Annotated in this window: 23 protein-coding genes and 2 pseudogenes; 19 read left to right on the forward strand and 6 right to left on the reverse strand. The window is 69.7% G+C overall.

What is annotated here, in order from left to right:
- Positions 1–74 precede the first annotated feature (74 nt).
- From CLV71_RS13865 to CLV71_RS13885, 5 genes and pseudogenes are all read right to left on the reverse strand, one after another.
- Positions 75–1,264 (reverse strand): annotated as a pseudogene (locus CLV71_RS13865) (RNA polymerase sigma factor).
- On the reverse strand, positions 1,261–1,656 hold the full coding sequence (locus CLV71_RS13870; RefSeq protein WP_133903100.1) for a YciI family protein: 396 nt from the start codon (positions 1,654–1,656) through the stop codon (positions 1,261–1,263). Before CLV71_RS13870 ends, CLV71_RS13865 begins: the two are co-directional and overlap by 4 nt.
- On the reverse strand, positions 1,653–2,024 hold the full coding sequence (locus tag CLV71_RS13875; protein WP_133903101.1) for a VOC family protein: 372 nt from the start codon (positions 2,022–2,024) through the stop codon (positions 1,653–1,655). Before CLV71_RS13875 ends, CLV71_RS13870 begins: the two co-directional genes overlap by 4 nt.
- Before the next feature lie 107 nt (positions 2,025–2,131).
- Entirely contained in the window at positions 2,132–2,590 is a 459-nt protein-coding gene (locus CLV71_RS13880; protein WP_133903102.1) for a permease-like cell division protein FtsX, read from the reverse strand.
- Positions 2,587–3,288 carry a TetR/AcrR family transcriptional regulator gene (locus CLV71_RS13885; protein WP_166664081.1) on the reverse strand — a complete coding sequence of 234 codons (702 nt, stop codon included), beginning with the start codon at positions 3,286–3,288 and terminating at the stop codon, positions 2,587–2,589. The genes CLV71_RS13880 and CLV71_RS13885 overlap by 4 nt, the downstream gene beginning before the upstream one ends.
- Positions 3,289–3,392: 104 nt before the next feature.
- On the opposite strand from CLV71_RS13885, the gene CLV71_RS13890 reads away from it, so the two are divergent.
- The 19 genes and pseudogenes from CLV71_RS13890 to CLV71_RS13975 all read left to right on the forward strand — a co-directional run bounded on the left by CLV71_RS13890 (position 3,393) and on the right by CLV71_RS13975 (position 23,195).
- Positions 3,393–4,937, forward strand: a complete 1,545-nt coding sequence (locus CLV71_RS13890; RefSeq protein ID WP_133903103.1) for an FAD-dependent monooxygenase — start codon at positions 3,393–3,395, stop codon at positions 4,935–4,937.
- A gap of 1,932 nt (positions 4,938–6,869) precedes the next feature.
- Positions 6,870–7,895: a heat-inducible transcriptional repressor HrcA gene (hrcA, locus tag CLV71_RS13895; protein WP_133903104.1), complete on the forward strand. Its 1,026-nt coding sequence runs from the start codon at positions 6,870–6,872 to the stop codon at positions 7,893–7,895.
- A 68-nt stretch (positions 7,896–7,963) separates the two neighbouring features.
- Complete coding sequence (gene dnaJ, locus CLV71_RS13900; protein ID WP_133903289.1) at positions 7,964–9,109, forward strand: molecular chaperone DnaJ; 1,146 nt, start codon at positions 7,964–7,966, stop codon at positions 9,107–9,109.
- Positions 9,106–9,849, forward strand: a complete 744-nt coding sequence (locus CLV71_RS13905) for a 16S rRNA (uracil(1498)-N(3))-methyltransferase (protein WP_133903105.1) — start codon at positions 9,106–9,108, stop codon at positions 9,847–9,849. The genes dnaJ and CLV71_RS13905 overlap by 4 nt, the downstream gene beginning before the upstream one ends.
- An 841-nt stretch (positions 9,850–10,690) precedes the next feature.
- Positions 10,691–11,644: a DNA polymerase domain-containing protein gene (locus CLV71_RS13910; RefSeq protein ID WP_133903106.1), complete on the forward strand. Its 954-nt coding sequence runs from the start codon at positions 10,691–10,693 to the stop codon at positions 11,642–11,644.
- Positions 11,645–11,653: 9 nt separating this feature from the next.
- The gene (locus CLV71_RS13915) at positions 11,654–12,010 is read left to right on the forward strand and encodes a histidine triad nucleotide-binding protein (protein WP_133903107.1); all 357 of its coding nucleotides are present in this window, start codon (positions 11,654–11,656) and stop codon (positions 12,008–12,010) included.
- Between the two features lie 104 nt (positions 12,011–12,114).
- Positions 12,115–12,846 (forward strand): annotated as a pseudogene (locus tag CLV71_RS49260) (PhoH family protein); the annotation flags it as partial.
- 966 nt (positions 12,847–13,812) lie between these two features.
- Entirely contained in the window at positions 13,813–14,271 is a 459-nt protein-coding gene (locus tag CLV71_RS49270; RefSeq protein WP_424923879.1) for a PhoH family protein, read from the forward strand.
- Between the two features lie 2 nt (positions 14,272–14,273).
- The gene (ybeY, locus tag CLV71_RS13925; RefSeq protein WP_133903108.1) at positions 14,274–14,828 is read left to right on the forward strand and encodes an rRNA maturation RNase YbeY; all 555 of its coding nucleotides are present in this window, start codon (positions 14,274–14,276) and stop codon (positions 14,826–14,828) included.
- A gap of 18 nt (positions 14,829–14,846) precedes the next feature.
- Positions 14,847–16,154, forward strand: coding sequence for a hemolysin family protein (locus CLV71_RS13930; RefSeq protein WP_133903109.1), 1,308 nt, complete (start codon positions 14,847–14,849; stop codon positions 16,152–16,154).
- Positions 16,147–16,461, forward strand: a complete 315-nt coding sequence (locus CLV71_RS13935; RefSeq protein WP_133903110.1) for a cytidine deaminase — start codon at positions 16,147–16,149, stop codon at positions 16,459–16,461. Before CLV71_RS13930 ends, CLV71_RS13935 begins: the two co-directional genes overlap by 8 nt.
- A 20-nt stretch (positions 16,462–16,481) precedes the next feature.
- Complete coding sequence (gene era, locus CLV71_RS13940; RefSeq protein WP_133903111.1) at positions 16,482–17,378, forward strand: GTPase Era; 897 nt, start codon at positions 16,482–16,484, stop codon at positions 17,376–17,378.
- A 20-nt stretch (positions 17,379–17,398) separates the two neighbouring features.
- Positions 17,399–18,229, forward strand: coding sequence for an alpha/beta fold hydrolase (locus tag CLV71_RS13945; RefSeq protein WP_133903112.1), 831 nt, complete (start codon positions 17,399–17,401; stop codon positions 18,227–18,229).
- A gap of 35 nt (positions 18,230–18,264) precedes the next feature.
- Positions 18,265–19,044 (forward strand): DNA repair protein RecO, encoded by a 780-nt coding sequence (gene recO / locus CLV71_RS13950; protein ID WP_133903113.1) that lies wholly within the window; start codon positions 18,265–18,267, stop codon positions 19,042–19,044.
- Between the two features lie 11 nt (positions 19,045–19,055).
- Entirely contained in the window at positions 19,056–19,898 is an 843-nt protein-coding gene (locus CLV71_RS13955; RefSeq protein WP_133903114.1) for an isoprenyl transferase, read from the forward strand.
- Positions 19,895–20,320, forward strand: coding sequence for a hypothetical protein (locus CLV71_RS13960; protein WP_133903115.1), 426 nt, complete (start codon positions 19,895–19,897; stop codon positions 20,318–20,320). Before CLV71_RS13955 ends, CLV71_RS13960 begins: the two co-directional genes overlap by 4 nt.
- Complete coding sequence (locus tag CLV71_RS13965; protein WP_133903116.1) at positions 20,317–21,312, forward strand: permease; 996 nt, start codon at positions 20,317–20,319, stop codon at positions 21,310–21,312. The genes CLV71_RS13960 and CLV71_RS13965 overlap by 4 nt, the downstream gene beginning before the upstream one ends.
- Positions 21,313–21,361: 49 nt before the next feature.
- Positions 21,362–22,078, forward strand: coding sequence for a TIGR03943 family putative permease subunit (locus CLV71_RS13970; protein WP_133903117.1), 717 nt, complete (start codon positions 21,362–21,364; stop codon positions 22,076–22,078).
- Positions 22,068–23,195 carry a tetratricopeptide repeat protein gene (locus tag CLV71_RS13975; RefSeq protein ID WP_133903118.1) on the forward strand — a complete coding sequence of 376 codons (1,128 nt, stop codon included), beginning with the start codon at positions 22,068–22,070 and terminating at the stop codon, positions 23,193–23,195. The genes CLV71_RS13970 and CLV71_RS13975 overlap by 11 nt, the downstream gene beginning before the upstream one ends.
- Positions 23,196–23,308: 113 nt before the next feature.
- On the opposite strand, the gene CLV71_RS13980 is transcribed toward CLV71_RS13975, so the two are convergent.
- Positions 23,309–24,328, reverse strand: coding sequence for a LacI family DNA-binding transcriptional regulator (locus tag CLV71_RS13980; protein WP_133903119.1), 1,020 nt, complete (start codon positions 24,326–24,328; stop codon positions 23,309–23,311).
- Between the last annotated feature and the right edge of the window lie 123 nt (positions 24,329–24,451).

The following is a 24,451-nucleotide window of genomic DNA, read 5'->3' on the forward strand; positions in this document are numbered from 1 at the left end:
CGCTCGATGACGTTCACGGCCACACCGCCGACCGTCGGGGGCCACCGCGTGCGGGAACCTGCCGTGCCGCTTTGTCAGGGCAGTCTGCCGGCGCGTTCTCGCAGGTAGCGCTGTTCCGGCACGCTCGTCGTCAGCCTCGCCGCCAGCTGGTACTCCTGTTTTGCCGCCGCGAGCGAACCGGCCATCTCCAGCAGATGTGCCCGCACCGCGTGCGGCCGGTGATGCCCCGCCATCCGCTCGTCGTCGGCGAGCGTCGTCAGCTCCGCCAGGCCGGCCTCCGGTCCGTCCACCATCGCGACCGCCACCGCCTGGTTCAGCGTCACCACGGGGCTGGGGTCGAGCGACGACAGCAGCCGGTACAGGCCCACCACCTCCGGCTAGTCGGTCTGCCCGGCGGTCCCGGCCTCCGCGTGAACCGCCGCGATCGCCGCCTGCACCTGGTAGACGCCGACCCGAGTGTGCTGGAGCGCCCACCGCACCAATGCCAGCCCCTCGTCGACCAGCGCTCGGTCCCAGAGTGAACGGTCCTGCTCCGCGAGTGGCACGAGGCTGCCGTCGGCGCGGGTGCGAGCAGGCCGCCGCGCGTCGGTGAGCAGCATCAACGCGAGGAGTCCGGCCACCTCCCCGTCCGAGGGCAGCAGGGCGTGCACGATCCGGGTGAGCCGTATCGCCTCCCGTGCCAGCTCCGCACGGTGCAGCGACGGCCCGGACGAGGCGGTGTACCCCTCGTTGAAGATCAGGTAGAGGACGTGCAGCACAGGGTTCATGTCCGAAGGCACGGTGAACCTGGCGCCACTGGCCCTGATCTTCTGCCTGGCCCGCGAGATCCGCTGCGCCATCGTCGCCTCCGGTACGAGGAACGCCCGCGCGATCTCAGCCGTCGTGAGGCCGCCGACCGCCCGCAGCGTCAACGCGATCTGCGAGGCGGGCGTCAGCTCGGGTGGCAGCACAATGCCAGCAGCATCACCGTGTCGTCGCCCGCGGGCGGCTCGTCGGCCCCAGGCGCGGGCGGTGGGGGAGCCTGGCTCTCACGCCGCCGGGAGGCCTGTTCGCTGCGCCACTGGTCGGTCAGCTTCCGCGCGGCCACGGTGATCAGCCAGGCCTCGGGTCGTTCGGGCAGCCCGTCGACCGGCCAGTGCGTGGCGGCCGCGAGCAGTGCCTCCTGGGTGGCGTCCTCGGCCGCCTCGAAGTCCCGGTACCGGCGCACGACCGCGGCGAGGACCTGCGGCGCGAGGCCGCGCAGCAGGTCCTCGAGCCCGGTCACATCTCCTGCCCTGCCATGTCCATGATCGGCCGCACCTCGACGGCCGCGAACCGCGCGTCGGGAAAGCGCGCCGCGAGCTCCGCGGCCCGTTCGGGAGTCTCACAGTCGAGCACGAAGTACCCCGCGAGCTGCTCCTTGGCCTCGAGGTAGGGCCCGTCGGTGGTCACCGGCACGCCGTCACGTCCACGCACGTGCCTGGTGAGCGCCGGATCCGCCAACGCCACCCCGGCGACGAACTCACCGGACTGTTCGATCTCGGCCCACAACTCGTCGGCCTCCCGTGCGACGACGTCCCGTTCCTCCGGTGACAGTGCGAGGAACCCGGGATCCTGGCGGAACATGGGGTGCTCCCAGTTCCGTGGGTTCCCGTAGATCATGACGAGGTACTTCACGGGGCCTCCTCCGTGCCGGCGACACCGACCAGGTTGCCCTCCGGATCGGTGAACTGCCCGACGGCGAAGCCGCCGGACCGCACCGGCCCCAGCACGCGCCTGCCGCCCAGCTCCTCGGCCCTCCGAAGTGCCGCCTCGACATCCGGCACACCGACGTAGAACAGCACGCCGGGCGAGAAGCCCTCCCCGCCGCCGACGCCCCCGTTCAGCCCGGCATTGGTGACGAACCCGTACTCCCCCGGCCGCGACACGGCGTCGGTGGACGCGTCCCCCACCTGGTACTCCCAGCCGAACAACCCGGCGTAGTACTCGCGCAGCTCGCCGGGTTTCGCGCCGGCGATCTCGAAGTGCACCACGTGGTCACTCATCACTGTCCTCCCGTTCCAGCATCCACTCCGGACACCACACGACAGAGGACGGAGCGACCCACCGACTCCTCGACATCACGCCACACGAGAGGTTCCGCCGTCGGTGACTACTTCGGCCTGCACGGCAACGCCATCGCGTCGTCGTCGAGGCGGCCGAAGTCGGCGGCGAGGCGTTTGGACAGGCGATCCGCGTCGGTCCCCGGGGTGGGGCGGATCGTGACCGAAGCGGGAAGGGCCTCGGGACGTGCCAGCTCCACCAGCTCCGGCTGGTCGGCGAAGATCTTCTTGAACCGTTCGTACGCCTCGGCCTTCGTCTCCATGATCAGCGACTCGACCTGGGGGTGGGTCCGTAACCTCGCGGCTGCGTCCCGCATCTCGTCGTCGGTCTCGAAGTACAGGATCACCTTGTTCAGGCACACGCTCGAGCGGGGGACCTCCGGTACCAGCGGCCGGGACGCCGTGCCTGGCCCGTCGTAGGTCACGACGGCGAGAACGGTGACGGCCGCGAACGCGGCGACGACCACGCCGACCGCCGCCCACAGCACAAGCCCGACCCGTCTGGTCATCCGTCTCGTCTCCTCGGCTCGAAGGCACTCATCAGGCCGGCGAGGAACACGTCGAGCGCGAACTCGAACCGCTCCTCGGCCGTCGCCTCGGAGAGTAGCTGTCCGACTCCGATCAGGTTGGGGAACTGGGCGGGTCGGGCGGCCATGTAGGCGCTGATCTCCCTGCCGCGGGCCGTGATCGCGTCCGCGTCGAACTCGCCGGTCCGGATGGCGCTGATCTCGTAGGCGAACGCCGAACACCACAGGGACAGCGTGTCGAAGGCGAACACCGCGATCCGGTCGGGCAGGCCGCCCGCGCGCAGGACCGCCAGCACCGCCTCGCCGTAGGCAAGCGCGTTCGGCCCGGTGGGCACGACGGTCTCGAGCCCTACCCGCGCGATGCCGGGATAGGACGTCAGCATCTTCAGCTGCGCCCTGGCCATGTCGAGGAGCTGCTCGGTCCACGTGTCGGGGTCCGGCTCCGGACGCGGCAGCCTGCCGAGCAGTCGGTCGAGCATCAGCTCGTGGAGGTCCTCTTTGCTGCTGACGTGCGCGTACAGCGACGCGGGTCCCGTGCCGAGCTCCTGGGCGACCCGCCGCATGCTCACGGTGTCCAGGCTTCCCCTGCCCAGCAGCTCGAGCGCCGTGTCGACGACCAGGTCCTGGCTGAGCGTCCGACGCGGCGTTGGTCGTCGCGACCTGGGCCATTCGGCCTCCACGATGCACCTCCCCGTGAGTATGTCGAACACTGTACTTGACACGAACACCGTTCGCGCGTAGAACGGTGTTCGACAACAACGAACACCGTTCGTTAGGAGTAGTGATGGTTGACGAGCGAACTCCGGTGCTGGTGGTCGGCGCTGGTCTCGCGGGCCTGTCCGCCGCGATGTTCCTCGGCGTACACGGAGTGCGCTGCCTGGTCGTCGAGCGACATCCGACGACGTCGATCTACCCGAAGGCACGCGGCCAGTTCCCGCACACCATGGAGGCGCTGCGGGCGGCGGGCGTGGCCGACGTCATGATCGAGGAGAGCCCACCCGGTCCCTTCCACATAGTCGTGTGCGAGAGCGTGACGGGGCGTGTCTTCAACGACATGCTGGTCGACGGCAACCCCGACTTCAGCGCCCTGAGTCCCGAGGGCTGGGCCAACGTCAGCCAGGAGATGGAGGAGCCGATCCTGCTGCACCGGGCTCGCGAGCTGGGCGCGGACGTCCGGTTCGGTACCGAACTGGTGTCCTTCGAGCAGGACGACTTCGAGGTCCACGCGGTGTTACGCGATGAGACGGGTGAGTACCGCGTGCGCGCCGACTACCTGGTCGCCGCGGACGGGCACCGGAGCCCGATCCGGCACGCACTGGGGATCGGCACACACGGCCGGGGCGAGCTGGGCCGTTCGATCGGCGTGGTCTTCGACGCGGATCTCGACCGACCGGGGTTCGGGCTGTACTACCTGCAGAACCCCGAACTGCCGGGCGGTGCCGGCGTGGTCGTGAGCACTGACGAGCCCAACCGGTACGCACTGGCGGTGGGCTATCGCGAGGACGTCACGGAGACGGACTGGGAGGCACTGATCCGCACGGCGACCGGCGTACCGGACCTGGAGCCCGTGCTGGTGACGGACGGCGTGACCAACGGGCACACGGCGGTCCAGGTCGCGGACCGGTTCTCGAGTGGCCGGGTGCACCTGATCGGTGACGCGGTGCGCGTCATGCCGCCCACCGGCGGACTCGGGGGGAACACGGCAGTCCTGGACGGGTACTACCTGGCGTGGAAGTTGGCGATGGTGGTGAAGGGAGAGGCCGGACCGGAACTGCTGGACAGCCACGATCCGGAGCGGCGTCCCTACGCGGACGTCGTCGTAGAGCAGCAGTATGCGGCGTTCGTACAGCGGATGCGGCCGGACCTCGACGACGGCTCGCTGACCGCACCGGTCGAGCCGGTGTCGACGTTGTTCTTCGGCTACCGGCACCTGTCGTCCGCGGTGGACCTGGAGCCGAACGACGACATGACCACGTTGGAGAACCCGGAAGAACCCACGGCCCGGCCCGGCTCCCGTGCGCCACACGTCCCGTTGCGGTGGGACGGACGGGACGTGTCCACCCGCGACTTGTTCGGCCGAGGGTTCGTGCTCCTGGCAGGCGCCACCGCCGACAAGTGGCTGGCGGCTGCCGCGGACGTCGAGGTTCACGTGGAGACCTACTGCGTGGGACACGACCTGGACGACCCGGAGGGCCGATTCGGCAAGGCCTACGGGATCACGGACGACGGCGCGGTGCTGGTGCGACCGGACGGGTTCGTGGCCTGGCGAGCCGAAGCCGGCGAAGGAGACTTGGGAGAGGCAGTGAATCGAATTCTGTTCCGTGGCTAGGAGCCGGCCCGGAGGGGGAGCCAGGGACGTGGGCGGGAGCGGGTGGGGCGGGAGCGGCATACGACGCAAGCTCGTCAGGGTCAGCTCCCGATGCCGGACGCCCTTCGCGACCACCTCTCGGACCCCTCCTGACTGGCCCCTCAAGGGGCCGAGCGGGAGCGGGTTGGGGGCGGCTGCACAGGGTTGAGCGGGAGCAGGTTGGGCGGGCGGCATTGAGGGGTTGGGCGGGAGCGGGGGTTTCGGGGGCGGCAGCAAGGGATTGGGCGAGAACGGGTCGACACCGCGGGGGTGACGGAGGTCGTTGGGCGGGAGGCGGTATTGAGGGGGTTGGGCGGGAGCGGGTTTGGGGAGCGGCAGCAAGAGGTCGGGCAGGAGCGGGTTGGCGCGGCAGCGGGTTGGGCGGGAGCGGAAGTGGGTTGGCGGGGCGGAAGTGGGTTAGGTGGAAGCGCAAGTAAGGAGTCGGGCGGGAACGGGCTTGTCAGGGCTGGCGGAGTGGCCTGGTCTTCGGAACGGTGAGCGGTTGGGAGTCGTCGCCGCTGCTGGTCCGGAACCGCGCCCACACTGCCGACCACTCTGGCTTTACCTGGGCGAGTTCTGACTTCCGTTCTTGTGGATCTCCACTTGTGGCAAGGAATCCCGGCTCGGTGGCGTGCCTGTGGGCGTGATACGCGCTGTGGGTTCTTGTTCGATGGTCTTCCGGGAATTCGAGTTCATTGATGGGAGGTTGTGGCCGTGGGGCAACAGGGTTGGGTTGGTACGGGGGTGATCGAGGCGACGCCGGAGAGGGTGGCCGAAGTGCTGCTGGTCGCCTCGGAAGGACCTGTCGGAGCGCGCAACGCTCCGCTCTTACAGGTACTCCCCGGAGCCGGACGGCTGATGGGAAAGGCGTCCCTTCGGGGTGGACCAGAAGAGTTCGCGCTCTTCTACGGCTCGCACCGGGGCGGAACGGTGTGCGTCGATGCCGCGCGGGGGTACTTCTCGTTCCAGGGCGGGTTCAAGTTTCGAGCGGTTTATCGGTTTGGCCCGCATCCTCGGGGGACGCTCCTCACCTACGAGGCCATGAACGTCGCCCCGGCCTCGCATCGGGATCGAGTGGCGGTTCGACTGCAGTTCTGGCTCGGCGGGAAGTTGAAGATCGGCTTACGTAGCGGCCTTCGGCGGATGGGAAGGGCTTTGGGATGTCGCGCCTATCCGGGGCGTTAGGCCCTTGATCAGGCAACAGGCCCTCGGCTCGGCGGCCCTCGGCTCGGCGCCCGGCTAAGCGGGGGTTGGCCAAGCGGTCTTCGGCTCAGTGGACTTCGGCTCTGCGGGGTTGGTCCAGCGGACCTCGGCTCAGCGGTCTTCGGCTCCGAGTACTCGGCTCTGCGTGCATCGGCTTGGCGGGGTTGGTTCGGCGGGGTTGGTTCGGTGTGAGTGGCTCTGCGTGCATCGGCTTGGCGGGGTTGGTTCGGCGGCCTTGGCTCTGCGTGCCTCGGCTCTTTGTGCCATAACTCAGCGGAGTTGGCTCAGCGGGTCGGCTTGGTGGATTTGGCTCGGTTGGCACGGTGGGTTGTCAGTTGGTTGGCTGGGGTGGCACGAAGGGCTGAGTCAGTCGGTTGGCTGGGTTGGCAGGGGTGGGTTGGCTCGGTCGGCTGGTGGTGGGCTTCGCCGGGCCGGCTGGTCTGGTGGGCTCGTTGGCCCTTGGAGCTGTCCGGTGCTGCCGGTGCCGGTCGGCAGCACATCACTGTGGATGGGAGGGATGACCTGGTGATCTTGTGCATCGGCCGGGGTGTCTCCCCGCCAGGTTCGGGGCTGGTGTTGCGTCGGTCACGGTGAGCTTTCGTGAGCCCGTTGGGGGTGGTCACGCGCCTGTAAACCGTCACATTCGGTACCGGAACGATCGGTACTCGGCCGCACCTCCGTAAACTTGTGGTGAAGACGGGAGGTGACCTGATGGCGAGTAGTGACGAGCGGCGGTTCGCCGTGCTTCGGGCGATCGTGGCCGACTACGTCTCCAGCCAGGAGCCGGTTGCCTCCAAGGCGATCGTCGAGCGGCACAATCTCGGGGTCTCTAGCGCCACCGTGCGCAACGACATGGCCTCGCTCGAGGAGGAGGGGTACATCGCCCAACCGCACACCAGTGCCGGGCGGGTACCCACCGACAAGGGCTACCGGTTGTTCGTCGACCGGTTGACCGAGGTCAAGCCGCTGTCGGGGGCCGAGCGGCGGGCCATCCAGCTGTTCCTCGAAGGCGCCATCGACCTCGATGACGTCATGCGGCGCAGCGTCCGCCTGTTGGCCCAGCTCACGCGGCAGGTCGCGGTGATCCAGTACCCGACGCTGAGCCACTCGACAGTCCGGCACATCGAACTGGTGCAGCTCACGCCTGCTCGGGTGATGCTCGTGCTGATCACCGACGCCGGACGGGTCGAGCAGCGGACCGTCGACCTCGGGGACGTCATCACCGCGGACAATGTCTCGCGAATGCGGAACATGCTGAACGCCACACTCGTTGACAACCCGTTGACGGAGGCGGCTGCCAAGGCCAGCGAGCTGATCGAGGACGCTCCATCCGACCTGCGGGACGCCATGACACGTCTGGCCACCGTGCTGGTCGAGTCGTTGGTGGAGCACCCCGAGGAGCGGCTGGTCCTCGGCGGCACCGCCAACCTCACCCGCAACGCGGCCGACTTCCCCGGGTCGCTGCGCCAGGTCCTCGAGGCCCTCGAGGAGCAGGTGGTGGTGCTCAAGCTGTTCGCCGCCGCCCGCGCGCCTGGCACCATTACGGTGCGGATCGGGGAGGAGAACGAGGCAGCCGAGATGCGCAGCACCTCAGTCGTCTCGATCGGCTACGGCGCCCACCAGACGCTGCTCGGCGGCATGGGCGTGGTCGGGCCGACCAGGATGGACTACCCGGGCACGATCGCGGCGGTACGGGCGGTCGCCAACTACGTCGGAGACATCCTGTCCGGGCGATAGCAGATCCGGACAGCAAGCAGCACATGGGAGAGCCGGGCGGGGCGCCGGGCCAGGAGGACGGGAACACGGTGGCGAGGGACTACTACGGCACTCTCGGGGTGCGCCAGGACGCGACGTCCGAGGAGATCAAGCGCGCCTACCGCAAGCTCGCGCGCGAGCTCCACCCTGACGTCAACCCCGACGAAGGGGCCCAGGAACGCTTCCGTGAGGTCACCGTGGCCTACGAGGTCCTCTCCGACCCGCAGAAGCGCAAGATCGTCGACATGGGCGGCGACCCCCTCGGCAACGGCGGTGGCGGTGGTGGCCGCGACCCGTTCGCCGGGTTCGGGCTCGGCGACATCATGGACGCCTTCTTCGGGGGTGGCATGGGTGGCGGGCGCGGCCCGCGCAGCCGCGTGCAGCCCGGGTCCGACGCCCTCATCCGCATCGAGCTCAGCCTCGAGGAGTGCAACACCGGGGTCACGCGTGAGCTGACCGTCGACACGGCCGTCCTCTGCGACGTCTGCCGTGGCGCGGGTGCCGCCGACGGCTCCGGCGCGCAGGTCTGTGACACCTGCGCCGGGCGTGGCGAGATCCAGTCCGTGCAGCGGTCGTTCCTCGGTCAGGTCGTCACCGCGCGGCCGTGCCCCGTCTGCCGGGGCGTCGGCGAGGTCATCCCCGACCCGTGCCGCCAGTGCGGTGGCGACGGCCGGGTCCGCGCTCGGCGCACCATCACGGCCAAGGTGCCGCCGGGGGTCGCGGACGGCATGCGTGTCCGGCTCTCCGGGCAGGGTGAGGTCGGTCCAGGAGGCGGGCCCGCCGGTGACCTGTACGTCGAGGTCGTCGAGCAGCCGCACCCGACCTTCGAACGCAACGGGGCGGACCTGCACTGCACCGTCCGCATCCCGATGACCACCGCGGCTCTCGGCGCCGTCCTGCCGCTCGAGACCCTCGACGACACGGTCGAGCTGGAACTCGACGCCGGGATCCAGCCGAACACCGAGCTGCTGCTCACCGGGCACGGGCTGCCACGGCTGCGCTCGTCCGGTCGGGTCGACGGTCGCGGCGATCTGCACGTGCACGTCGAGGTCGAGGTTCCCGGCAAGCTTGACGCGCGGCAGACCGAGCTTCTCCGTGAGCTCGCGAGCATTCGCGGCGAGGAGGACCAGATCGTCTCGGCGACCAACGGCCGCGGCGGCGGGCTGTTCTCCCGGCTCCGCGCCCGTCACCGTTGAGCGACACCGCACCCGTCTTCCTCGTCGACGCCGTCCCGTCGAGCGGCCACACCGTGCTCGACGGACCGGAGGGGCGGCACGCCGCCGCCGTGCGCAGACTCCAGCCCGGCGAGGAGCTCGTCATCGCCGACGGCAGGGGAGCCGCGGCCGCCTGCGTCGTTGAAACGGTTCAAGGCAAGGAGTCCCTTGGGCTGCACGTGCAACGCAGTTGGACAGAACCCCAACCGCAGCCCCGAATCGTTCTCGCACAGGCACTGATCAAAGGCGACAGAGGCGAGCTGGCCGTCGAGCTGGCCACCGAAACCGGCGTCGACGTGATCGTGCCGTGGCGGTCCGGGCGCAGCATCGTCAAGTGGGAGGACGGACCACGCGGAGCCAAAGCGCTCGCGCGGTGGCGAAGCACCGCCCGCGAGGCCGCGAAACAGTCGCGCCGCGCATGGATCCCCGAGGTCACCGAGGCTGTGACAACCCGCCAACTAGTTGATTTGATAAGGAAAAGCGCCGTTACCGTACTGCTTGACGCGGCCGCGGAAGCCGGTATACGCGACATCACGATGCCGACCGAAGGCGACCTCGTCCTCGTCGTGGGGCCCGAAGGGGGAATTTCCGAGAGCGAGAGCGAGACCCTCCGTACGGCAGGAGCGCAGGTAGCGCGGCTCGGTCCCACTGTTCTACGGGCATCCACCGCCGCCGCGGTAGCGATCGCCGCACTCGGAGTCCTGACGCCACGCTGGCGCTGAGAGTGCACAACGGTCTACTCTTTGCACAGCAACGCTGTTCAACAGCGCGACGCCAGAGATCTACCGCCGGACACCTCCCCCCTCGGTCCGGCGGCGTCGCGTCGCGGTGGAGCGACCCCCAGGCTTCACCGCGACGCGACATCCTCATCCCTGTTCGGTGCTGGCGCACCTTCCCGGCGTCCTTGTGTCTGCCGGGGGGCCGAGCCCCCCGAACCCCCCACGGTGCGTTTGGGCTTGATCCAGCGTGGTTGCTTTGTGAGACCCTTTCGGGCCTTCGGCCCTCCGCGTGCCTTCGGCCGCGGCCTCCTTGGGATCTGAATCCGGTTCGGGGTGTTCGGCGTTGGCCTCTTGGGTGCCCGGGCCGTGTGGGGTGTCTGTGTCCGTCTCTGTTGTAGATGGCTGGCAATCCGCTCTTCCGTTTGCCCTACCGGCCGCTCTGGTGCCGTGTCCTTGGGTGTTGGGGGTTGGGTTGGTTGTTGGTTTGGCGGTTGGGTGGATTGGTATGGGCTGTCTGGGGATCTGGCGGGGTTTCGACTGGGTGTGGGTTTGTGTGTGGAGGCGGTGTGAATGTGGGGGTTTGGGTGGGTGGTCGGGGTGTGGTGGTGATGTGGTGATGTGAGGCTTGTCTGGTGGGGAACTCACACCAAAAACCCCTTCGCATCCCTCCTGCCCCAAACATGCCGCGCATTCCCATCGCTTGTGTGTGGGTGGGTTGGGGGTGGTTTGCTTTTGGTTGTTCGGGTGTTCCTTGTGCGTTGGTTGCTGTGGGGAGTTGCTTTGTGGGTGTTGCTTCATGGGGTGTGGCGGGCCGTTTTTCTGGTTTCGCAGTACCTTTCGGGGTGTGGCTGGTACGGGTGCGCCCTTCGAGGAGCTTGAGGTCGGGGATCGGGTCGTGCGGGTCACCAACCCGGGCCGGGTCTACTTCTCGGCTCGGGGGGAGACCAAGCTCGACCTCGCCCGGTACTACCTGGCCGTGGGGCCCGGGATCGTCAATGCCCTGCGGGAACGGCCATGCATGATGCATCGCTTCCCCGAAGGGGTCGACGGGGAGAAGGTGCACCAGAAGCGGTTGCCCCGCGGGGCGCCGCCCTGGGTGGAGACCGTGCGGGTGAGTTTTCCCCGGTACGGGCGCCATGCGGACGAGCTGTGTGTCACCGAACTCGGCTCCGTCATCTGGTCCGTCCAGATGTCCACCGTGGAGTTCCACCCCTGGAACTCGCGGCGTGCCGACACCGAGAAGCCGGACGAGTGGCGGATCGACCTCGATCCCATGCCCGACGCCTCCTTCCAGTCCGTGCGGGAGGTCGCGCTCATCGCCCGGGAAGTGCTCGACGAGCTCGGGGCCGTGGGATTTCCCAAGACCTCCGGTGGCAAGGGGCTGCACATCTACGTGCGGATCCGACCCGAGTGGGGGTTCGCCGACGTGCGGCGCGCCGCGCACGCCTTCGCCCGCGAGGTCGAGCGCCGGGCCGACCGGCTGGTCGATCTCTCCTGGTGGCGCAAGGACCGGGACCCCTCGTCCGTCTTCGTCGACTACAACCAGAACGCACGCGACCACACGATCCGGTCCGCCTACTCGGTGATCGGTGTGCCCGAGGCACGCGTCTCGACACCCATTCGGTGGGACGAGGTCGCCGATGTCGACCCACGCGAGTTCACCATCGCCACGGTGCCCACGAGGTTCGCCGAGGTGGGTGACCTTCATGCCACGATCGATGACCACGTGTTCGACCTGACGCCACTGCTCGAATGGGCGGACCGTGACGGTCAGGACATCCCGGACCTCGACGAGTAACCTTCGGCCATGCCTGCGAGCGACTGCCTCTTCTGCAAGATCATCGCCGGGGAGATCCCCTCCACCAAGGTGCTCGAGACCGACACCACCTACGCCTTCCGCGACATCAACCCGCAGGCCGCAGTGCACGTCCTGGTGGTACCGCGCACCCACCACGAGGACGCGGAGGCCCTCGCCAAGGAGCCCCAGCAGCTCGCGGACGTCATCGCCACCGGGGTCCAGGTGGCCAGGCAGGAGGGCATCGACCAGTCCGGGTTCCGCCTCGTCCTCAACACCGGGGACGACGCAGGACGCACGGTCTTCCACGCCCACGTGCACGTCCTCGGCGGCGAGCAGCTCGGCCTCTTCGGACGCCCGAGCCACTGAGCACGAGTAACGTCGATGCGAACTGTCGGTGAGGACGACTAACATCGAACTCGACAGTCGGCACGAGTTGGCGCACCACGGCGCAGAAGGCAGGACCGAAAGCATTGACCGGTACCGCACGGGGTAACGCCGGACAGAGCGCCGCCCCCACTTCTGCCACCTCCCCAGCCAAACCGGGCCAGTCCCGGTTCACCATCCCCGACGAGGCCGTTCTCGCGCTACTCGGGCGCCGGGACGAGAACCTGAAGGTCGCCGAGGAGCTCCTCACCGCGGACATCCACGTTCGCGGCAACGAGGTCACGCTCTCCGGCGAGCCGGGTGACGTCGCGTTCGCGGACCGGGTCTTCGCCGAGCTGGTCACCCTCGCGAGCCGCGGCCAGCAGCTCGGACCGGACGCCGTGCGCCGGACCGTGGCCATGTTGTCGGCAGGCGGCACCGAGTCGCCTGCCGAGGTGCTGAGCCTCGACATCGTGTCCCGGCGGGGGCGCACGATCCGGCCCAAGACGCTCAACCAGAAGCGCTACGTCGACGCCATCGACCAGCACACGGTCGTCTTCTGCATCGGCCCGGCAGGCACCGGCAAGACCTACCTCGCCATGGCCAAAGCCGTCCAGGCACTGCAGGCCAAGCAGGTCAACCGCATCATCCTCACCCGGCCCGCCGTCGAGGCGGGGGAGCGGCTCGGGTTCCTGCCCGGCACGCTCTACGAGAAGATCGACCCCTACCTGCGCCCCCTGTACGACGCGCTGCACGACATGGTCGACCCCGACTCGATCCCCCGCCTGATGCAGGCCGGCACCATCGAGGTCGCGCCGCTGGCGTACATGCGTGGCCGGGCGCAGCCGGTAGGCACCCCGGTGCTCACCCCGGACGGGTTCCGCGCGATCGGTGAACTGGAGGTAGGCGACCTCGTCATCGGGTCCAATGGTGAGCCAACCCCGGTTCTCGGCGTCTACCCTCAGGGGCCTAAGAAGATCTATCGGCTCACCACACAGGACGGTGCCTCCACTCTCTGTTCGGAGGACCATCTGTGGGCGGTCAAGACGCGCGACGACAGTCGGCGTGGTAAGCCGTGGCGTGTTGTCGAGACGAAGGAGCTGGTCGGCAAGCTCCGTGTCGCGCACTACCGGAGGTGGGAGCTTCCCCTGCTGAGTGGCCCGGTGGCGCTGCCGGAGCGGGAAGTCCCGATCGACCCGTACGTGCTCGGCTTGCTGCTCGGTGACGGCTGCCTGACCGGATCGACGACGCCGTCCGTCGCCACACAGGACCCGGAGTTGGCCGAGGCCATTGGGGCCCTGGTCCCAGGCATCCAGGCCCGATGGAAGTCGGAACCGGACTACGTGCTCAATCGAGTGCGCCGGCCTGGCGAGTCGGTGACCACCGCGAACCCGATCACCAAGGTGCTGCGAGACCTCGAGCTGTGCGGGACGAGCTCGCACACGAAGTTCGTACCCGAGCTGTACCTGAACAACTCGGCCGAGGTGCGGCTCGCCGTTCTGCAGGGCTTGCTCGACTCCGGTGGTGGGCCGGTGACCCAGCGGGACCGCACCTGCCGCATCCAGTACGGGACGACCTCTCCTCGGCTCAAGGACGACGTACTCGCGCTGGTCCGGTCACTGGGCGGTGTGGCGTACGTTCGGTCGCGGCCCGCCGCGGCCAGGCGACCCGGGAAGGTGAACGGCCGAGACGTTCCGTACCGCCATGACAGCTACGTCATGGACATTCGGCTGCCTGTGGGAGTCGAGCCATTCCGATTGGGTCGCAAGCTGGACAAGTACCGTGCTTCTGGCGGTGGGCGTCCGATGCGGTTCATCGACAGGATCGAGCCGGCAGGGGTCGAGGACGCCGTCTGCATTCAGGTCGCGGCCGCGGACTCCCTGTACGTGACCGAGGACTACCTGCTGACGCACAACACCCTGAACGAGGCGTTCATCATCCTCGACGAGGCCCAGAACACCTCGCCGGAGCAGATGAAGATGTTCCTCACCCGCCTCGGGTTCGGGTCGAAGATCGTCGTCACCGGTGACGTCACGCAGGTCGACCTGCCCGGCGGCACGCAGAGCGGGCTCAAGGTCGTGCAGGGCATCCTCGGCGACGTGGAGGACGTGCACTTCTCGACGCTGTCCAGCAACGACGTCGTGCGCCACAAGCTGGTCGGGGAGATCGTCGACGCCTACGACCGCTGGGCAGCCGTCAACCAGCAGGACGACCAGGACGCGAGACGGTCCGGGCCCCGAGGGCAGGCGCGGCGAGGTCGCTGAACATGAGTATCGAGATCGCCAACGAGTCGGGGGTTGCGGTCGACGAGTCGTCGATCGTGGCCGCCGCGCGGTTCGCGCTGGACCGCATGCGGGTCAGCCGGCTCGCCGAACTGTCCGTGCTGCTCGTCGGGCTCGACGAGATGGCCGACCTGCACGAGCGATACCTGGACCTGCCCGGCCCCACGGACGTCATGGCGTTCCCGATGGACGAGCTCGAGTCCGCCCGCAGGCCCGACGCCCCCGATCCGGGGCCGACGCTGCTCGGCGACCTCGTGCTGTGCCCACGGTTCGCCCGCGACCAGGCACGCAAGGCAGGCCACACGCTCATGGACGAGCTGCACCTGCTGACCGTCCACGGTGTACTGCACCTGCTCGGCTACGATCACGCGGAACCGGCTGAGGAACGCGAGATGTTCACGCTGCAGAAGCGCATTCTCGGGGACTTCAAGTCGGAGCGGTCCGCGGCACAACGCCGCGCCGCGCAACGCCGCGAGGACGACAAGCTGCTCGGCGCGGCCGGCTTGATCGAGCCGGAGCCCAAGCCCGAACAGGAATAACTCCCGGGGGTCAACAAGGTGGGCAGCTCCGCGGGACTGTTGGTGATCGCGGTTCTCCTGGTGGTCGCGGCGGGATTCTTCGCCTGCGCGGACGCCGCTATCTCGGCCGTGTCGCGGGCACGTGTCGACGGGCTCCTGCGCTCCGGCCGCACCGGCGCGCGGCAGCTGCTCGCGGTCGTCTCCGAGCGGCCGAGGCACATCAACCTGCTGCTACTGCTGCGGTTGGGCTGCGAGCTTGCCGCCACGGTCCTCGTCACCGTGGCGTTCATGCGCATCATCGACTCGAACGCGGTCGCGGGTCTCGTCGCCGCGGTCAGCATGATCGTCGTGTCGTACGTGCTGGTCGGCGTCGGCCCTCGCACGCTCGGCCGCCAGCACCCCTACTCCGTCGGGCTCGTCGCGGCCGGTGTGGTGCGGGTGCTCGGCACCGTGCTGGGGCCGTTGTCCCGGCTGCTGATCGTCGTCGGCAACGCCATCACGCCGGGCCGCGGCTTCCGCGAGGGCCCGTTCTCCTCCGAGGTCGAGCTGCGTGAGCTGGTCGACATGGCGCAGGAGAGCGGCGTCGTGGACGAGGGCGAGCGCGAGATGATCCACTCGGTGTTCGAGCTGCGCGGCACCATCGCCCGCGAGGTCATGGTGCCCCGCACGGAGATGGTGTGGATCGAGCACACGAAGACCGTGCGGCAGGCGCTCGCCCTCTCGCTGCGCACCGGCTACACGCGACTCCCGGTCATCGGGGAGAGCGTGGACGAGATCGTCGGCGTGGTGAACCTCAAGGACCTGGTCAAGGCCACAATGGACATCCCGCAGAACGGGCGCGGCGAGCGCCGCACGGTCAACGAGATGATGACCGAGGCCACGTTCGTGCCGGACTCCAAGCGCCTCGACGACCTCCTCAAGGAGATGCAGCTCTCCCGCAACCACATGGCGATCGCCGTCGACGAGTACGGCGGCACCGCGGGCCTGCTGACCATCGAGGACATCCTGGAGGAGATCGTCGGCGAGATCACCGACGAGTCCGACACCGACGACCGACCACCGGTCGAGCACCTCGACGACGGGGCGATCCGGGTCAGCTCCCGGCTCCCGGTCGAGGACCTCGGCGAGCTGTTCGGTGTCGAGCTGGACGACACCGACGTCGAGACCGTCGGTGGCCTGCTGGCCCAACGGCTCGGCCGCGTTCCGCTGCCGGGCACCGAGGCGGAGATCGCGGGCCTCAAGATGCGTGCCGAGGGCGGCAAGGACGGCCGGGGCCGCATGCGGATCACGTCCGTGGTCGTGCGGCACGTTCCCGCTGAGCAACTGGAGAGGACAGAGAGTGGCTGACCTCGACCCCGAGGACGCGAAGCTGATCACCCTGGCCCGGTCGGCACGCGCACGCGCGGGCGTCGCGGAGGGCGCCGCCGTTCGCGACGAGACCGGACGTACGTACGTCGCCACGACAGTCGACCTGCCGTCACTGCAGCTCACGGCACTGCAGGGGGCCGTGGCGGCCGCGGTGTCGAGCGGGGCGAGCGCGTTGGAGGCGGCCGCGGTCGTGACGGACCTGCTCGAGGTGGACCGCGCGGTCGTCGACGACCTGACGCCCGATGCCCGACTGCTGGTGGCGGACCCGAAGGGCGAGCTGCGCTGAGGCCGGACGACAATGGCCCGATGACCACCTACCGCTCCGGTTTCGCCTGTTTCGTTGGCCGGCCGAACACGGGCAAGTCGACGCTGACCAACGCGATCGTCGGCAGCAAGGTGGCCATCACCTCCAGCAAGCCCCAGACCACCAGGCACGCGATCCGCGGCATCGTGCAGCGCCCCGACTCGCAGCTGATCATCGTGGACACACCGGGACTCCACCGTCCGCGCACGCTGCTGGGCCAGCGGCTCAACGACGTCGTGCGTGCCACGTGGTCCGAAGTGGACGTCATCGGCTTCTGCGTGCCCGCCAACGAGAAGATCGGGCCCGGCGACAAGTTCATCGCGGCCGAGCTGGTGAAGCTGTCCCGGCACACGCCGGTCGTCGGCGTCGTGACCAAGACGGACACCGCGTCGAAGAACCAGATCGCCGACCAGCTGATGGCTCTCCAGGGCGTGATGGAGTTCGCGGACCTCATCCCGGTGTCCGCGGTGGACGGTTTCCAGGTGGACGCCGTCGCGGACGTCCTCGTGTCGCGCCTTCCCGAGGGCCCGCAGCTGTACCCCGACGGCGAGCTGACCGACGAGCCGGAGGCGACGCTGATCGCGGAGCTGATCCGCGAGGCCGCGCTGGAGGGGGTGCGCGACGAGCTGCCGCACTCGATCGCGGTGACCGTCGAGGAGATCCTGGACCGCGAGGAACGCGAGGACATGCTCGACGTCTACGCGAACCTGTTCGTCGAGCGGGACAGCCAGAAGGGGATCGTCCTGGGGCACAAGGGAGAGCGCCTGCGAGAGGTCGGCGCGTCCGCCCGAAGGCAGATCGAGGCACTGCTCGGCAGCAAGGTGTACCTGCACCTGCACGTGAAGGTGGCCAAGGACTGGCAGCGTGACCCGAAACAACTGCGGCGACTGGGTTTCTGAACTCGCCTAGGATCCGCCCCATGGTCACCTTCTCCGCTCACGACGGCACGCTGCTCACGTACCACCGCGTCGGAGAGACACCACCACTGGTCTGCGTCCCCGGTGGCCCCATGCGGTCGTCGTCCTACCTCGGTGACCTGGGTGGGCTCCCGTCGCTCGCCCTGCTCGACCTGCGGGGCACCGGTGGGTCGGCAGAGCCGACGGACCCCGCGACCTACCGGTGCGACCACCTGGTCGACGACGTCGAGGCGTTGCGGGCCGGCCTCGGGCTCGAACGGATCGACCTGCTCGGCCACTCGGCGGGTGCCGCGGTCGTGGTGCTGTACGCGGCCCGCTACCCCGACCGCGTCGGCAGGCTCGTGCTGGTCACGCCGAGCCCCCGCGTCGTCGGCGTCGACATCACCGACGCGGACCGGCGCGAGCTCGCCGAGCTGCGCCGCGACGAGCCGTGGTTCCCGGAGGCGTTCGCCGCGTTCGAACGCATCTGGGCAGGCGACCCGACCGACGCCGACTGGGCAGGCATCGCCCCGTTCTTCCACGGCCGCTGGGACGACGAGACACAGGCCACCGAAGCCGCCGGTGCGACCGAGACCAACGAGACGGCGGCTCTCGGGTACTACTCGGAAGGCGCCCTCGACCCGGACGCCACCCGCGCCGCACTGGTCGGCCTCACCGCCCCGGTCCTCCTGCTGGCAGGCGAGTACGACGTGGCCCTCCCGCCCGGGCGGGCCGCCGAGTACGCGGGCCTGTTCCCGAACGCCGAACTGGTCGTGCAGCCCGCGAGCGGCCACTACCCGTACCTCGACGACCGGGTGTCGTTCGCCACGACCGTCGGGGACTTCCTCGGCTGACCGGGGCTGTCGGAGGTCGGCGGTAAGCTCCGGCCGTGAGCCTCTACCGCGACACCGGGATCGTGCTCCGGGTGCAGAAGCTCGGGGAGGCCGACCGCATCATCACGTTCGTCACGCAGCGGCACGGGAAGGTGCGGGCCGTCGCCAAGGGCGTGCGGCGCACCACCTCGCGCCTCGGAGCCCGGGTGGAGCCGTTCGCCCACGTCGACGTGCAGTTCTACACCGGCCGCACGCTCGACGTGATCACCCAGGTGCAAACCCTCGACGCGTTCGGGGCAGGCATCATCGGCGACTACCAGCGCTACACCACCGGGTGCGCGATCCTGGAGACCGCCGACCGGATGTCCGCGGAGGAGGGCGAACCCGTCCTGCGGCTGTACCTGCTGGTGGCGGGTGCTCTGCGGGCGCTCGCGGACGGTCAGCGGGATCCCTCGCTCGTGTTGGACGCCTTCCTCATCCGTGCCATGGGCTTCGCCGGATGGGCACCGGCGGTGAACGAGTGCGCGCGGTGCAACGAGCCTGGCCCGCACCGGAGCTTCTCCGTGCAGGCGGGGGGAGCGGTGTGCCCACGCTGCAGGCCCGCTGGGTCGGCGGCGCCCGCCGCGGAGACGCTGGAGCTGATGAACGCCCTGCAGCTCGGCAACTGGCCGGTCGCCGAGCGGTCCACCGGCAACGCGCGCAGGGAAGGGTCGGGGCTGATCGCCGCGCTCCTGCAGTGGCACCTGGAGCGGCAGCTGCGTTCCCTGCCGTTGGTGGAGCGCAGGGCCGCCCAGACGGGCGATGGCGATGTTCGGTCCGCGAGCTCTGCTCAGTAACCTGGGGCACCATGCTGCGTCACCGCACCCGACCACGACCACCCGAGCCGCACCCGTCAGGCGCTCGGCCACCCGCGATCCCCGCCCAGTTCCTGCCGCAGCACGTCGCGATCGTCATGGACGGCAACGGTCGTTGGGCCAACCAGCGCGGCCTCACCCGCATCGAGGGGCACAAACGCGGTGAGGCCCAGGTCGTCGAGGTCGCCAAGGGCTGCATCGAGATGGGCGTCAAGTGGCTGTCGCTCTACGCCTTCTCCACCGAGAACTGGCGGCGCAGCCCGGACGAGGTCCGCTTCCTCATGGGCTTCTCCCGCGACGTCATCCGCAACCGCACCGGTGAGCTGGACGAGATGGGCGTGCGGGTCCGCTGGGCAGGGCGCCGCCCGAAGCTGTGGCGAAGCGTCATCCACGAGCTGGAGGCCGCCGCGGAGCGGACCAGGCACAACGACGTCCTCAACCTCGCGATGTGCATCAACTACGGCGGCCGCGCCGAGGTGGGCGACGCCGCCCGCGAGATAGCCAGGCTGGTCGCCGCGGGCAAGATCAACCCGGAGAAGGTCAACGAGCGTACGATCGCGCGTTACCTGTACCAACCCGAGATGCCGGACGTGGACCTGTTCATCCGACCGTCCGGTGAGCAGCGGACCTCCAACTTCATGCTGTGGCAGTCCGCCTACGCTGAGCTGGTCTTCCAGGACATCCTCTGGCCGGACTTCGACCGCCGCGACCTGTGGACGGCCGTCGAGCAGTACGCACGGCGCGACCGCCGGTTCGGCGGCGCCAAGGACAGCGACGAGGTCGCCGAGGCTCTGGGAGCCGAGCGACCGGTTCCGACACGGCAGGGAGAACGATGACCGAACAGGAAGCGTTGAGCACCGGGGACCTGCTGACCAAGGCCCGCAAGGCGCTCGAGACCTTCCACGACGTGCACGTGGACGACGACGGCGCGCTGACGTTCCGCCACGTCGACGTCCCGTGCGCGGTGCAGGCCATGCAGCTCGCCGAAGGGCTCACGGTCCTCAGCCTCACGTGCGTGGTCGCCTGGGACCTGCCCGACGACAAGCACCTGGCCTCGTCCGCGGCGGAACGTGCCGGTCAGGGCCTGTTCGGCACACTCGGCGTCGTCCACACCGAACGCGGCATGGACGTGACGCTGCGGTACGCGTTCCCGGCGGACGGCCTCGGCGAGTCCCCGCTCGGCACGCTGCTGATGCTCGTGGTGTCGACCGCGTCGCAGCTGCGGAGCGAGCTGATCGGAGAGGCCAAGGCGGAGTGACCGACCAGGCAACGGTGGCGCCGCCGCGTCGGCGGGTCACGTCGCTCGAGATCCTGTGCGTGCTGCTCGTGGTCGCGCTCGTCGGGCAGGGATGGCTCGTTGACCTGCTGGACGCCCCGGCCATCCAGACCGGCGCGACGGTGTTCGTCGCGGTCTGCGTGCAGGCGTTGCCGTTCCTCGTGGTCGGCGTGTTGATCAGCGGCGCGATCGCGGCGTTCGTGTCCGCCGACCTGCTGCGCAGGGTGCTGCCGAAGAGGGCGGTGCTCGCGGTGCCCGTCGCGGGTGTGGCCGGGGTGGCGCTGCCGAACTGCGAGTGCGCGGCGGTGCCCGTGGCCCGCCGGCTGATCCAGCAGGACGTGCCCGCGTCGGTCGCGGTGACGTTCCTGCTCGCCGCACCCGCCGTGAACCCGATCGTGCTGGTCGCGACGGCCGTCGCGTTCCCCGGCGAGCCGAGGATGGTGCTCGCGCGGTTCCTGGGTTCGATGGCCACGGCGGTGGTCATGGGGTTGGTCTGGTCGCGGTTCGGGAAGATGGAGTGGTTCGCCGAACGCGCGTTGCGCCGCCTGCCGGAACCGGACGGGCGGCGGGACCGGTGGGGTGTGTTCTTCGAGACCGCGCGTCAGGACCTGGTCGACGCGGGCGGCTTCCTGGTGGTCGGTGGCCTGACCGCGGCGGTGCTGAACGTGGTCGTGCCGAGGTCGTGGGTCAGCACGCTCGGCGAGCAGCTGCTGCTGGGCATCGCCGTGATGGCCGTGCTCGCGGTGGTGCTCGCGCTGTGCAGCGAGGCGGACGCGTTCGTCGTCGCGTCGCTGTCGACCATGCCGCTGCTGCCGCGTCTGGTGTTCCTCGTGGTGGGGCCGGCCATCGACATCAAGCTGTTCGCGCTGCAGGCGGGCACGCTCGGCCGCCGCTTCGCCGCACGGTTCGCGCCGATGACGTTCGCGGTCGCCATCCTGTGCGCGGTCGTCGTGGGAATCGTGGTGCTGCCATGAGCGCAGTGTGCGGAGCGTTCCGGCGTCACGGAGCGAGCGAGGGGGCAGCATGAGGCGTGAGACTCAGAATATTCTTCTTGTGCTGCTGGGTGGGGCGCTGCTCAAGATCTCGATCACCGGCACCTACCTGCGGTACGTGAAGCCGAGCCACCAGTGGCTGCTGATCGCGGGTGGGACCGTGATGGTCCTGCTCGCGGCGGTGTCGATCATCAGGGAGATCCGCGGCGCGCGTGACGAGGACGGCCACGGGCACGTCCACTCGACACGGAGCGCGTGGCTCCTGGTGCTTCCCGTGCTCGCGGTGTTCCTCGTCGGGCCGCCGTCGCTCGGCGCTGACTCCGTCGAACGTGCCTCCGGCAACGCGCTGGCCGCGCCGTCGACGGAGGGCGAGGGGTCGGAGCTGTTCCCCGCGCTGCCCGCGGGCAGCCCGATCGCGTTGCAGCTCAGCGAGTTCTCCGCTCGGGCGGCGTGGGACAAGGGCCACTCGCTGGACAACCGCAGGGCGCGGCTGCTGGGGTTCGTCGTGCAGGAGGGCCCCGACACGTACGTGGCGCGCCTGGCGATCAGCTGCTGCGCCGCCGACGCGTTCCCGGTCAAGATCAAGCTGCTCGGCAGGGAGTTGTCCGACCTGCCGGACAACAGCTGGATCGAGGTCGACGCGACACTGCGCCCCGGGTCGGCGACCAGGGCGAACGAGTACGTGCCCGCCGTCACCACGTACGCGGTGCGGCGGGTCGCCCAGCCGGAGGACCCGTATGAGCACTAAGGCCGAGCGGCGGCTGCGTACCCAGACCGAGGAGGCGTTCGAGCGGTTCCGGGACGGCGAGTTCGCGGCGGCTGCCGCGTTGCACGCCGCCGTGCTGGCGGAGCGGGAGACGTGTCTCGGCCACGGCGCGCCGGACACCGTCTCGTCGCGGCTCGACCTGGCGGCCACGCTGGCGCGCATGGGTCACGCGGCCGAGGCGGAGGGACTGCTGCGGCGCAACGTCGAGGTGGCGGCCGACCCGCTGGAGGCCCGCATCGCGCTGGCCGACCTGCTCTTCCAGCTGGACCGCCTGCCAGAGGCACTGGCCGAGTTCACGGCGGTGGCCACGCGGGCGCCGTGGCCGACGGCACTCGCCGCACGTCAGGGGCGGGCGGGGGTGCTGTTCGCGATGGGCAGGTTCGCGGCGGCCCTGGTGCTGTACCGGACGCTCAGCTTCCCGGAGGAGGACCCGAACCGCTGCCTGGTGCTCGCCTCGATCGCACACCTGCGTGCCGCGACGGGCGACGCCGACGGCGCCGTGGTCGAGCTGCGGGGGCTGCTGGCGGACAACGCGCGGAAGTGGGGCGAGGACGCGCCGGTGACCCTGTGCACGATGCAGGTCCTCGGCGACGCGCTGCTGATGGCCGACCAGCCCGCCGCCGCGGTGCGGATCTTCGCCGACACCATCGCCGCGCGGACGAAGACGTTCGGCTCGTCGGACTCGATGGCGTTGTGTACCAGGCACATGCTGGGGGTGGCGCTGGAACGCGTCGGCAGGCTCGACGAGGCGGAACGGGAGCTGCTGGCCGCCATGCGCCGCGACGACCGGCCGCCGTCGCACAGCTGCTCGCTTGCCACGCGGCAGGGCCTGGCCCGGGTGGCGGCGGGCCGAGGTGAGTTCGCGTCGGCGGAGGAGACCCAGACCGAGGTCGTGTCGGGGATGACGCGGCTGTACGGCGCCGACCACCCGAACACCCTGGAGGCCCGCTTCGACGCGGCCGAGCTGCTGCGGTTCCGCGCGTTCCCCGCGGAGGCGACGGCCGCGCACCGCGAGATCCTCGAGGCCCGGACCAGAGTGCTGGGTCCGGACCACCCGGACACACGCAGAAGCGCGGCCGCGATCCGCCCGCCCAGCTGAACCCCGCCCCCGGCGCCCCCCCGGGGACGTACTGAAGGACGCCTTCGTAACGCCCAGCGTTAGGAAGGCGTCCTTCAGTGCAGTGGGGCGGGGGCGGGTCGGGGCGGGTCGGGTCAGGCGGAGTCGCGGACCACCAGGGTGACCGGGAGGATCGTCGCCTCCGGGCGGACGTCCTCGCCGTTCAGCAGGGCGATGAGCTTGCGGACCATCTGGCGGATCTGTTCCCTCGGGTCCTGGTGGATGGACGTCAGCGGGGGTTCCATGGCGGGGGCCAGGGTCGGGTGGTCGTCGAAGCCGATCACCGCGACGTCGTCGGGGACCCGTCGGCCGCTCGCGCGGAGGGCCTTCATCGCGCCGGCGGCCATCAGGTCGCTCGCCGCGAACACGGCGTCGAGGTCCGGGCAGCGGGCCAGGAGCTTCGCCGTCGCCGTCTCGCCGCTCGCCATCGTGAAGTCGCCGGCCTCCGCCATGTCCAGCGGGTCGAGGCCCGACGCCAGCAGCGCTGACCGCCAGCCCTCCAGGCGGTCGGCCGCGGCCGGGTGGTCGAGCATGCCCGTCACTGTCCCGATGCGCCGCCTGCCCGACGCGAACAGGTGCTCCACCGCGAGGCGGGCACCCGCCTTGTTGTCGAAGTCGACGGCGTGGGTGCCGCGTTTGCCGTTGCCCGGCCGACCGCCGTAGACCACCGGGATGCGCGCCAGCCGCAGCGCGGTCGGCAGCGGATCACCCTTGTGGGGGGCGAACACCAGCGCGCCGTCGGCGTGGCCGCCCTCCAGGAACTTGATCGTCCTGGGGACGTCGTCACGGGTGTCGACGAACATCAGCAGCATCTGGGCGCCGACCGACGACAGCTCGCGGAACGCGCCGTGCATGACCGACGCGAAGTACGGGTCGTCGAGGACGTTGGCCTCCGGTTCGGACAGAACCACCGCGACGGCGCCGGTCCTGCGTGTCACCAGCGAACGAGCGGCCTGGTTGGGGGAGTAGCCGAGCTCCCGCGCGGCACCGAGCACCTTCTCCCGCGCCCGCACACTCACATAGGCGTCGTCGTTGAGGGCGCGCGAGGCGGTCGAGCGGGACACACCCGCGTACGCGGCGACGTCCTCCAGCGTGGGACGTCCGTCGATCGGCATGGGCGAAGTGTAACGGAGTGGCGACTTCTGGGAGCGCTCCCGGAAAGTCCTTGACACTTCCCCGTAATACAGACCACACTCGGAACTCCCCAACTGGGAGCGCTCCCAGAATTCTGAGTGACT

Origin of the sequence: Actinophytocola oryzae (genome assembly GCF_004364325.1) — a bacterium.
In the GTDB taxonomy this organism is placed as follows: Bacteria; Actinomycetota; Actinomycetes; order Mycobacteriales; family Pseudonocardiaceae; genus Actinophytocola; species Actinophytocola oryzae.